This is a genomic window from Pedobacter psychrodurus (assembly GCF_004331735.1).
Classification (GTDB): Bacteria; Bacteroidota; Bacteroidia; order Sphingobacteriales; family Sphingobacteriaceae; genus Pedobacter; species Pedobacter psychrodurus.
Genome location: NZ_SJSO01000031.1, coordinates 40277 through 52407, shown reverse-complemented (window position 1 = coordinate 52407; position 12131 = coordinate 40277). Strand labels below are relative to the sequence as shown.

The 12131-nt window shown below is 38.5% G+C and carries 7 protein-coding genes; 3 read left to right on the top strand and 4 right to left on the bottom strand.

Annotation, left to right across the window (positions count from 1 at the left end; genetic code table 11):
* Positions 1-1212 precede the first annotated feature (1212 nt).
* On the top strand, positions 1213-1911 hold the full coding sequence (locus EZ456_RS23385) for a ComF family protein (RefSeq protein ID WP_131534369.1): 699 nt from the start codon (positions 1213-1215) through the stop codon (positions 1909-1911).
* A 60-nt stretch (positions 1912-1971) separates the two neighbouring features.
* Positions 1972-3345, top strand: coding sequence for a hypothetical protein (locus EZ456_RS23380; RefSeq protein ID WP_131534367.1), 1374 nt, complete (start codon positions 1972-1974; stop codon positions 3343-3345).
* Positions 3346-3918: 573 nt separating this feature from the next.
* On the opposite strand, the gene glmS is transcribed toward EZ456_RS23380, so the two are convergent.
* The 3 genes from glmS to EZ456_RS23365 form a co-directional block, all read right to left on the bottom strand.
* Positions 3919-5757 (bottom strand): glutamine--fructose-6-phosphate transaminase (isomerizing), encoded by a 1839-nt coding sequence (gene glmS / locus EZ456_RS23375; RefSeq protein ID WP_131534365.1) that lies wholly within the window; start codon positions 5755-5757, stop codon positions 3919-3921.
* A gap of 152 nt (positions 5758-5909) precedes the next feature.
* Positions 5910-7181 (bottom strand): serine hydroxymethyltransferase, encoded by a 1272-nt coding sequence (gene glyA / locus EZ456_RS23370; protein WP_131534379.1) that lies wholly within the window; start codon positions 7179-7181, stop codon positions 5910-5912.
* A 62-nt stretch (positions 7182-7243) separates the two neighbouring features.
* Positions 7244-7987 (bottom strand): segregation and condensation protein A, encoded by a 744-nt coding sequence (locus EZ456_RS23365; protein WP_131534363.1) that lies wholly within the window; start codon positions 7985-7987, stop codon positions 7244-7246.
* A gap of 190 nt (positions 7988-8177) precedes the next feature.
* Here EZ456_RS23365 and dxs point away from each other — a divergent pair, with 190 nt between their 5' ends.
* The gene (gene dxs, locus EZ456_RS23360; protein ID WP_131534361.1) at positions 8178-10106 is read left to right on the top strand and encodes a 1-deoxy-D-xylulose-5-phosphate synthase; all 1929 of its coding nucleotides are present in this window, start codon (positions 8178-8180) and stop codon (positions 10104-10106) included.
* A gap of 407 nt (positions 10107-10513) precedes the next feature.
* On the opposite strand, the gene EZ456_RS23355 is transcribed toward dxs, so the two are convergent.
* Complete coding sequence (locus EZ456_RS23355; protein ID WP_225876609.1) at positions 10514-12130, bottom strand: gliding motility protein RemB; 1617 nt, start codon at positions 12128-12130, stop codon at positions 10514-10516.
* Between the last annotated feature and the right edge of the window lies 1 nt (position 12131).

Here is a 12131-nt window from a genome sequence, read left to right as displayed (position 1 = left end):
GCTACGCTACATTGACATCTCTTTTAAGAACTTATCGACCGTTAACCTCGCGGTTGGTCTTTTTATATATCTTCAAACTTCAGTTCGTTTAAGTCTTATTCGTCTTAAACATGTTTTCGTTTGTTTCAATCTTTTTTCGTTATCTTTCCGACATCCGCCGTTCCGATTTTCCCACTTCCTTTCGGTTGGGAGTGCAAAGGTAAGGATCTTTTTTAAACTTCCAAATAAAATAAATTTTATTTTCTCAGCCCCATTTTTTCACTCTTACCCTTATTTCAATAAGCTGATTTTATTCAGCTCCCCGTTCTTCCGAACCGGGCTGCAAAGGTAGCAATCTTTTCCAATCCCGCAATATTTATTTTAAAATAAATCCTGCTCTCCTCCTCTCTACGCCATCCTTTCAACTTAAACCCTTCCTCCGAAGCGGGATGCAAAAGTAGAAATTTTTAACACACTTGCAAAGATTTTTTATGGATTAAAGCAAGGATTCTGTTAACCCAATGGTTTTCAGACAGAAAAAATTTTAAGGACAGCAAAACTTTTTAGGGGAACACCTGTTTAGGGGCAGCTACACCACCAGATCTGGACACAACATCTATAAAGTTTTTCTTCCGCTCTCTGCCGCGGGGCATGGTAGTTTTTCGCAGATCATGTTGTTTTTATTTGTGCTCAAGAATGCTGGCGCATTTTGGAGCGCCAAAGTACCCAAAGCGCTTTGTCAATCCAGCTAGGGGCCTTTTACACAGTCCCACACCCATCAAAAAAACAGCGGTACTTCGTTTTGTGTTCAATTCTCTTTAAAGCTTTAAATTAATACTTATGAACACAAAACCACTGCGTTTAAGGTTTGTTAGTACCGTTTATACTGTCTGCATCTGTTTTTTTGATTTCCCCCGGCCCTTGGGATTGACAACGTCCTTCCGGAAAACCTGTATTTTATCAAAGTGAGCCCAGCAAAATGCTTAGTGTCCACATGAAAGCATTAGACTTGTAGAGTTCTTCCTTCGCCCACATGCCATTTAAAACTTCGGAAGCCAATGCAAAATAAACTCGATTGGAATGGATCCCGACATAAAGTCGGGAGAAATGAAAAGCGGGAACTAACTTAGATAGTAGCACCCAAACTGCATTGCTAAAAAAGACTATATAACTTTACCGCAGCCTTTATAAAAACCATAATATATCCTCACAAATATTTTATAAATTAGTTAGATGCTTCTGGTTAAACAATGGACTTCTGATTTATTTGGACTGCTATTCCCAAATTTATGCAATGCTTGTGGCAATTCTTTGTTTCGCCACGAACAGTTGATTTGTTTAAAATGCTTATACGATCTTCCTTTTACAGACTATCACCAATATGCAGATAATAGGGTTGCCAAGCAATTATGGGGCCGCTTGCCGCTTAATGCTGCAATGGCTATGTTATATTTTAGAAAAGGAGCGAAGGTTCAAAACTTAATCCACAACTTAAAATATAACGGCAGAACCGATGTTGGGGTACTGTTAGGCAATATGCTGGGCGAACGGCTAAAAACCGGAATTCTTTACCAAGACATCAATATCGTTATCCCCGTTCCTTTGCATCGTAAAAAATATAAGATTAGGGGATATAACCAAAGTACCTTTATTGCAGAAGGGATTGCAACACAAATGGGAATTCATATTAGCGAAGATCACCTTATCCGGACTACCGCTACGGAAAGTCAAACTAAAAAAAGCAGATACAACCGCTATGAAAATATGAAAGATGTTTTTCAGGTAAATTCTCCTGAAGATATCATTGGTAAACATATTTTACTGGTTGACGATGTAATCACTACTGGGGCAACACTTGAAGCATGCGCCAATACACTCTTAGCTCTTGGGGCGGCAAAAGTGAGCATTGCGGCGCTTGCCTTTGCAGAATAATTACGGTTACACGGTTTAAGCGCTATTGTAAGTAGCCAAACATTTTTCTAAGTTTGATTTATGCGTTTAAATATTGGTTTAGTATTTTTGATCTTCTTCGTTGCTTCAGCTTGCCGGAAGGGGGAACGCATCACCACAGACCCAAATGCTAAACTGAACATTGCTAATAAAGAGGTATTATTTGATACCATTTTTACTTCGGTAGGCTCAACCACTAAAAGAATAAAGATTGCCAACAAAAACAATGATGCAGTTAAGGTATCCGAAATCAGATTATCAGGCGGTAATACTTCGGCTTTTAGCATTAATATTAACGGGGAGCAAACGCAGATCAAAAATGATCTCATCATAAACGGCCAGGATTCTATAAACCTTTTTGTTAAAGTTTCGATCAACCCAAATTCAACCAACCTGCCCTTTTTGGTTCAAGATTCTATTATATTAAATACAAATGGGAATAAACATGTGATTCAGCTTTTAGCTTACGGGCAGAATGCTGTATTTATTAATACCTCAACGATTAACGCCAATACCCTTTGGACAAAATCTTTACCCTATATTATCAACGGATCGTTAACTGTTAAGAGCGGAGCTTTACTCACAATCCAACCTGGAACTAAAATTTATTTTCACAAGGATGCCAATTTAAACATAGAAGGAAACCTGGTGGTTAATGGCAGCCTTACTGAACCCGTATTATTTTGTAGCGATAGGCTGGAAAAAATATATAGTGATGAGCCTGGACAATGGAAAGGAATTTTCTTAAAACGAAGCGGATATGGACTGATTAAAAATGCGATCATCAAAAATGCATCTGTTGGTATTACCTCCGATTCTTTATCCATTAACAACAATCCCAAATTAATTTTAAGCAATAGCATTATTAAAAACATGCAGGTAGCAGCTTATATTGGCTACCATTCGGAACTGCTTGCGTTTAATAATCTGCTATATAACTGTGGAAATTACTTGATTTATGCGGTAGGAGGTGGGAATTACAACCTGAAACAGAATACTTTTGCGGGCTACAACCTCAATTTCCCACGTAAAACGGCATCCCTTAGCTTTTCAGATTATTTATCAGCCAATGCATACAATAAGCTGCAGTTAGATATCACAAACAATATTATCTGGGGGAGTTTAACGAATGAATTAGATATTCAAAAGAAAACCTCAGCCACATTGCAGCTAAATTTATGGAACAATTTAATACGATCTACCAATAACACTTACGGCAACAATGGCAATATTTTAAATACTGATCCCCTATTTGTTAATCAAGAACTAGAGGATTTTGCCCTATCCATCAATAGCATCGCCAGAAAAAAGGGGGCTGATTTAAGTACTGATCCGTATTTCTTTAATTACCTTAATCAAGATGCTAAAGGAAATGCAAGAATTTATCCCTCAACCTTAGGTAGTTACGAGAAATAATTTATTTTTTTTATTTTCTCAAAACAAAACGACAAGAATTTCCGTTTATATATTCGAGAGCGTTAATTTAGATGGTAAGGGTCGATATTTCTTCAAAAAGAATATCGGCCCTTTACTTTTTAGACAATTTATTCTCCCAACCAATAATTGTTACCCTATACTGGCCACCTAAACCCGATAGAAGTGGCAGGCCTGATTGAAAATCAGGACTATAACGGATAGCGGGAAGAAACCGTCATTAGTATTACTGCTTTTGCTTTCCTAAGTATGAACCTGAGTTCGATTAATAATGTTCTTTTATTTGTTCTGTATGCACATTTTGCATGAACGGATCGTCACCCTGAATTCATTTCAGGGTCTTTCCTGCAAATAAGATGCTGAAATAAATTCAGCATGACGCGACGCCTAGACTAGAAGCGATGAAAAGCAGATACTTACTGCTAATATTAATCGAACTCAGGTTATGAAGCAATATCAAACATTTAATTATCTCATGATCTTACCTCATTAGCACAAACAAAAAAGCAGCTACAAATTAATGCAACTGCTTTATTTATTTGTTTTGTTGTAAAATTATTCGACTGTTACCGATTTAGCTAAGTTTCTAGGTTGATCTACATTACATCCACGCATTACTGCAATATGATACGATAGTAACTGAAGCGGAATGGTTGCTATAAGGGGCAAAAAGGCTTCATTGGCATCAGGGATTTCGATACAGTAATCGGCCATTTTCTTTACCTCGGTGTCGCCCTGGGTTACAATGGCGATTACTTTTCCTTTTCTGGCTTTTACCTCCTGTATATTACTGATCACTTTCTCGTATGATGAATTTTGCGTAGCAATAAAAACTACCGGCATTTCTTCGTCGATTAAAGCGATAGGCCCATGTTTCATTTCTGCTGCAGGATAACCCTCTGCATGAATATAAGAAATTTCCTTAAGCTTTAAGGCACCTTCCAAAGCCACAGGAAAACCACTACCTCTACCCAAGAACAAACAGTTGGTAGAATCTTTGATCTTTTCTGCAACTTCTTTAATCAGATCGTTCGATTCTAAAGCAACCTGAATTTTTTCAGGGATATGATCCAGTTCGGTTAAAAGCTCAATTAATTTTGAAGTGGTAATGGTTCCTTTTTGCTGCGCCATATAAAAGGCCATCAGCGTTAAAACTGTTACCTGTGCCGTAAATGCTTTTGTAGACGCTACTCCAATTTCAGGCCCGGCGTGGGTATAAACACCAGCATGAGTTAAACGTGGGATGGATGCCCCGGCAACGTTACAGATTCCGAAAATAGTTGCCCCACGTTCTTTAGCCATCTCTATAGCCGCCATAGTATCGGCGGTTTCTCCAGATTGCGAAATAGCAATGACCACATCTTTTTCAGTAATGATCGGATTTCTGTACCTGAACTCTGAAGCATACTCCACCTCAACAGGAATACGGGCATATTCTTCAATCAGGTATTCGCCAACCAAGCCTGCATGCCACGATGTTCCGCAGGCCACAATAATGATCCGGTCTATATTTTTTAATTTCTCTGCAAATTCTTTAATCCCGCCAAGCTGAACTTTCCCTTCTTCAGGATAAATACGCCCCCGCATACAATCTTTAATCGAACGTGGCTGCTCATAAATCTCCTTAAGCATAAAGTGATCAAAGCCGCCTTTCTCCAACATTTCGAGCTTTAACTCCAGTTCTTGAATCAGTGGGGTTTGGATCACATTATCTAATTGTTTAATCAGCAGGTCTTCCCTGGTCATCAAGGCAATTTCACCATCCTTTAGATAAATTACATTTTTGGTATATTCAATGATCGGGGTAGCATCAGAAGCGATGAAATATTCTCCATTTCCCACGCCAATTACCATGGGGCTACCTTTCCTTGCGGCAATTAAACGATCTGGGTGTTCTTTATCCATGATTACGATGGCATAGGCACCATTCACTTCATGCAAAGCCAAACGAACAGCTTCTAAAAGATCAATTTGCTCAATTTCCTGGATTTCTTCGATCAGATGGATCAACACTTCCGTATCCGTGTCACTTTTAAACTCATGCCCACGGTTAGTCAACTCTTCCTTTAAGGTGGCATAATTTTCTATAATCCCATTGTGGATGATAGAAAGTTTTTCGTTATTAGATGTGTGTGGGTGAGAGTTCCGATCAGAAGGTACACCATGTGTAGCCCAACGGGTATGCCCCATGCCACTAGTTCCTGATTTATCATGGGCCTCAGCAAACTCTTCTAAAACAGCTACTTTACCAGCTTTTTTGTAAATATGCTGACCACTATTATTCATCAGTGCAATACCAGCACTATCATAACCACGGTATTCTAATCTTTTAAGACCCTTTAGTACAATTGGCCAGGCTTCTCTGTAGCCAATATAGCCTACTATTCCACACATAATTTTATATCACATTAATTTGGTCCCAAATATATAAAACAAACGTTTGTTTTAAAGAAAGAAAGCCGATAAACTTACTTCACAAAAAAAGCAGCTACAAATTCATGTAACTGCTTGCGTTATGGTAACCCCAACAGGGTTGGTGTATAATCTTATTTATAAAGTGGGAAAGCGCTTACCAATTTAATCACCTCGGCTTTTACACTATTCAGGTTAGCTTCATCTTCCGGATTGGTTAAAACCTGATCAATTAAATCAACAATCTTTTCCATTTCAGTTTCTTTTAAACCGCGAGTAGTAATTGCAGCAGTACCTACACGGATACCCGAAGTTACAAATGGCGATTTATCATCGAAAGGAACCATATTCTTGTTCACTGTAATTTCTGCTTTCTCCAAAGCATTTTCAGCTACTTTACCAGTAATATTTTTATTTCGCAGATCGATCAGCATTAAGTGGTTATCTGTACCTCCCGAAATAATGCCATATCCTTTAGCTACAAATGCTTTGGCCATTGCCTGTGCGTTAGCAGCTACTTGTTTAATGTATATTCCGTACTCCTCGCTTAAAGCTTCGCCGAAAGCAATGGCTTTAGCAGCAATAATATGCTCTAACGGACCACCTTGTGTACCTGGGAAAACCGCCATATCAAGTAAATTACTCATCAAACGGGTTTCGCCTTTAGGTGTTTTTAATCCCCATGGATTTTCGAAATCCTGCCCCATCATAATCATACCGCCACGTGGGCCACGTAAAGTTTTGTGGGTTGTAGTGGTTACAATATGGCAATGTGGAAGTGGGTTGGCCAATAATCCTTTTGCGATTAAACCTGCCGGGTGAGAAATATCAGCTAAAACCAAAGCACCAATTTTATCAGCTACAGCGCGGATAAATGCGTAATCCCATTCACGTGAATAAGCAGATGCACCACAGATAATCAATTTAGGTTTTTCGGCTAAAGCAACTTCTTCTAATTTTTTATAGTCGATAAGTCCCGTTTCTCTTTCAACACCGTAAAAGAATGGTTGGTATAATTTACCCGAAAAGTTAACAGGCGAACCGTGTGTTAAGTGACCACCATGAGAAAGATCAAATCCTAATATTTTGTCGCCTGGCTGCAAAACAGCAAGCATTACTGCTGCGTTAGCTTGTGCACCAGAGTGTGGTTGAACGTTTACCCATGCTGCACCGAACAACTCTTTTGCCCTATCGATAGCAATTTGCTCTATTACATCCACTACCTGGCAACCGCCATAGTAACGTTTTCCTGGTAAGCCTTCAGCATATTTATTGGTCAGTACCGATCCGGCAGCTTCCATTACCTGTTTGCTTACAAAATTTTCTGATGCAATAAGCTCTAAACCATGCTCTTGGCGGTTTAACTCCTTATCAATAAGTTCAAAAATTTGGTTGTCGCGTGTCATCATTATATGAGGTTTGTATTTTTTTTGCAAAAGTAAGAAATTCAAATTTAATTTTGCCTGTATTAGGTTAATGCTTTCACATTAAAGTTGTTAAAGCCGCTCCCAACGGTTATCTCTACGATTTGTTGCTGCAACATTTCTAAAATAGCCAGGAAATTATAAACGAAATGCACTTTATTCTCTGAATTTTTAAGCACTAAAGCAAAATCGATCTGTTTGTTAATATCAAGCAGATTGGCAATAAAGTGCTTTTGTTGTTCAATGGTATATGGATATTGAACAACAGTATGTTTAACCTCCTCACTACGCAGTTCATACTTCTGCATCGTGCGGTGGTAAACGGTTAAAAGTTTATACAGATCAAGCGATAAAAGTTCGTCCTGATGCGTAGAAGATGCCGCTGCCAGGGTTAGATCGTATGCAATATTACCTCTATGATCTTGCTTCAATCGTTCCTCTTCAAAAACTTTCATTTCTTCTGCGGCAGATTTAAACTGTTTGTAGGCAATCAGCCTGGCAATCAGGTCCTGTTCCGAATTAATTTCGTTTCCAGCTTCATCAACCTCAATCCTTGGCAAAAGCATTTTAGATTTAATGCGCATCAAAGTTGCCGCCACCAAGATAAATTCGCTGGCAACTTCTACGTTTAAGGCGAGAAGTTGATGAATGTATGCCAAAAAATCATTTGTAATTTTAGCAATCTCCACATCCTGGATATTAAGCTCATCCCGTTCGATAAAGAACAGCAACAAATCGAAGGGCCCCTCGAATACCGGAAGTTTTATTTCAAAATTCTCTGCCTGCATGTGAAGAGACAAACATAATGAAAATTTTTAGCCTTGAACAATCCTAACCACTAAACCCTAACCCTTAACCTGCATCCGCTAAGCCCTCAACGCCAATCGCTTAACGCTCAATAATAAACCAGTATTTTTCTCTTCTATATTAAAACAAATTTACCTTACTTTGTATCTTGTTTTTTACCATAAATTTCGAATGCAAGTAAAAGCTGGCCCCCTATTATCTAAAATCAACTATCCTGCTGATTTAAAGCAATATAGCGACTCTGACTTAGAACAAATAAGCCAGGAATTACGACAGTACATTATTGATGTTGTTAGTGTAAACGGTGGCCATTTTGGTGCCAGTTTAGGCGTTGTTGAATTAACAGTTGCCTTACACTATGCCCTAAACACCCCTTACGATAAATTAGTTTGGGATGTAGGCCATCAGGCATATGGACACAAAATTTTAACCGGACGCAGGGATTTATTCCATACCAACCGGGTGTATGGTGGCATTAGCGGTTTCCCAAAAATTTCTGAAAGCGAGTATGATACCTTTGGTGTAGGCCACTCTTCTACTTCTATTTCGGCTGCTTTGGGTATGGCTGTAGCTTCGCAATTAAAAGGAGAAACTGGCAGACAGCATGTTGCCGTTATTGGTGATGGTGCCATGACTGCAGGTTTAGCCTTTGAAGGATTAAACCATGCCGGGATCGAAAATAGTAATGTACTGGTCATCTTAAATGATAATTGCATGTCTATCGATCCGAATGTAGGTGCGCTTAAGGAATATTTAACCAGCATCACCATTTCAAAATCATACAACCGTTTCCGTGATGATATTTCTCATGTACTTACCGGGCTATCTAAACTAGGCCCTAACGCACACAAATACGTTAAGAAAATAGAGAAAAGCATTAAAGGAACCCTACTGAAACAAAGTAATTTATTCGAAGCTTTAAACTTTCGGTATTTCGGTCCTGTTGATGGACATGATGTAAAACGTTTGGCCCAAATCATTAAAGATTTATCGGCTATTCCTGGCCCTAAGCTTTTACATTGTATTACGGTAAAAGGAAAAGGTTTTGCACTGGCAGAGAAAGATCAGACCAAATGGCATGCACCAGGTCTTTTTGATAAGATTACAGGAGAAATCAAAAAAAGCATTCCCGATAAACCGCAACCACCAAAATACCAGGATGTTTTCGGACATACCATGGTAGAACTGGCAGAAGCAAATGATAAAATTGTAGGTATTACCCCAGCAATGCCATCGGGCTCATCGTTAAACATTATGATGAAAGCGATGCCAAAGCGTGCATTCGATGTGGGGATTGCAGAACAACATGCTGTAACTTTCTCGGCTGGTTTAGCGGCACAAGGGTTAGTCCCCTTCTGTAACATCTATTCAAGTTTTATGCAAAGGGCCTACGATCAGGTCATCCATGACGTAGCCATTCAAAAGCTAAATGTAGTGTTCTGTCTGGATAGAGCGGGCTTAGCGGGTGCCGATGGTGCAACACACCATGGCGCATATGATATTGCCTACATGCGCTGTATCCCGAATTTAGTAGTATCTTCTCCAATGAACGAAGAAGAACTTCGTAACCTCATGTTTACCGCTCAACAAGAAAATATGGGCCCATTTGTAATCCGTTACCCACGTGGCAATGGTGTTATGCCCGATTGGAAACGACCATTCAAAGCATTAGAAATTGGCAAAGGACGGAAAATCTGCGATGGAGAAGATGTAGCTTTATTAACCATTGGTCATGTAGGTAACTTTGCCGTTGAAGCCCGTGCCGAACTGAACAGCGAAGGTTTTTATCCGGCACACTATGATTTACGTTTTGTAAAACCTTTGGATGAAGCTTTATTACATGAAGTTTTTGCTAAATACAAAAATGTAATCACCGTGGAGGATGGTTCGTTGCCAGGGGGGGTAGGTTCTGCAGTATTGGAGTTTATGGCCGATCATGGTTATCATGCCAATGTAATCCGTTTAGGTATTCCAGATCAGTTTATCGAACATGGCGAACAGGCCGAACTTTGGGCAGAGTGTGGTTATGATAAAAATGCAATTATGGAAGCGGTTAGAAAAGTTGCCACTAAACGAACTACAAATACCATGGCTGGTTAAATCTAATCAATGACAAATTTTTCGTACAGGATCCAGCCTTAAGCCTCGGCTATTATGATCAAAATATTAAGAAAAGATTAAATTTTTTCGTTAAATTTCACACCAATACTTAATAATAAGTATTGACAAATACGATAACTACAAAAGAATACTCTGAATCGATTTTATTGTTTCAAAAATCTACTTCGTTCTGCAAACAATATCTAAGTTACTATGTTTACTGGTATTATATTTGTGCTAATACCAGCAAACCCTAATAAAATAGTAATGAAAACGCTTAAAAAATCAATTTTGTTGACCAAAACCGTTCTTAATTTTTTTGGATTTCTATTTAATCAATCCCTAAATAGAGATAAATTAAGTAAAAAGTCAGGATAATATTAACCTGACTAAATAGCAGAGAAATTTTAAAAATCGTGATAGATATTTCTAAACGAACTTCTTAATCCTATAGTGATTAATCCTGTTTTATTCAAGCCCAGTTCATTACTTTCTCTTCTATAAGTACCTGCAACTTCTAACCTCAAATTGTATTTAGGATTTAGTAAATAAGCAACTTGCCCTTTCACATAATATAGGTCTGTACCTATACCTTGCCCGATATGGCTTCCATATTGAACAGCCCTGGTATCATAACTTTTAAAAATATCACCACCATAATTCATATCGGCCGGATCCAAACCATATCTGGAGTATAATGCTTGCCCTTGCAGATCGAATCTTTTATAACTATAATTTAGGATGCCTAAAAATTCCCTGAAATTTGCTCCACGTGGATGTGCTAAAGATTGGTTGTAATTTGCATAGTTTGAAATCCGATCAAAGTGCGCATAAGTATAGGGGCGTGCAGTATTAAACTCTGCGAGGTAGTTTAAGCCCTGTACTTTAAAAAGATCAGATCCCCGTACACCAAATTGGACAGCGAATTTATTAGCCCAATAACCATTTCCTTTAAAAAATTCTTTAGCGGTAAATTCATCGAACATGAATTGCCCATATAATGCTGTTTTTTCTAACAGTTCATATTTTAGGTTAATGCCTAAACGCATTTTATCTGGTGAGGTCGTATTGGTATTCTCAACAGGACGTAAAAACATAAAAGGGTGGATATAATTAAAGTCAAATCCACGTTTGCCTTCTGGTTCTGCATCGGCCCAGGTAACTGCCTGAAAGAAACCAACTGAAAAACGTTTGGTAGCATTCCAATCCACATAATGCGCGGCCATCCATTTCCCACGATCGCCTAATCTTCTATCACTAGCTAATTTCGGTGCTCCTGGATCGAGCATATAAGCAAATATGGTTTGGTACTGCACACTGCCTACGGTTGCCCTTACCCTAAAGAAAGAATAATTAGAAGACACATCTGACAATAGCATAGAACGATAACCATCTCCTATGAAGTTCTTATCATAGCCTAAGGCGAAGTTTAAATATTTATTGGGTGTATACGACAATAGTGCTGTTACATAAGACCAATCCTGTTTATCGGCCCCCAATTTACCATATCCTTGTCCTGGTACTACCTGGTTGGCAACGATAGAGTTGTTTACATAATTAACAAATTTACCTTGATTTTCGAAACCGTTTAAATAGAAAGAAAATTGTTTCCCAACATTACCACCTACTTGGAAGCCTCTTGTATTTAGCCAAGTTGACCTATCTGCAGCAAAGTCTCTGCCGATTTGAAAATCGGGCAGAAAATCGGCATAAATATGATAATCTTCATTTTTAAATTCCAAAAGGTGTTCCTGAAACAGTTTTCGGTGAACCCAGCTTCTTTTATTTAAACTATCGGTTCCTGCATTCATCAAAGAATCAAAATGCATTTGCAAAGCACTATCATCAGCGTAAAAGCCCTTAATGGCAGAATGAAATTTCGATTGCGGATCGTAAACCGAAGGATTTAATTTTTGATAAAACTGATAATCATAAGGAATATTACGATTAGGGGTAGGATTTTGTGCATCAGCGGTTAAAGCAAAAATGGCCATTAAGGCCATTAAAAAGATTTTTCTCATCATT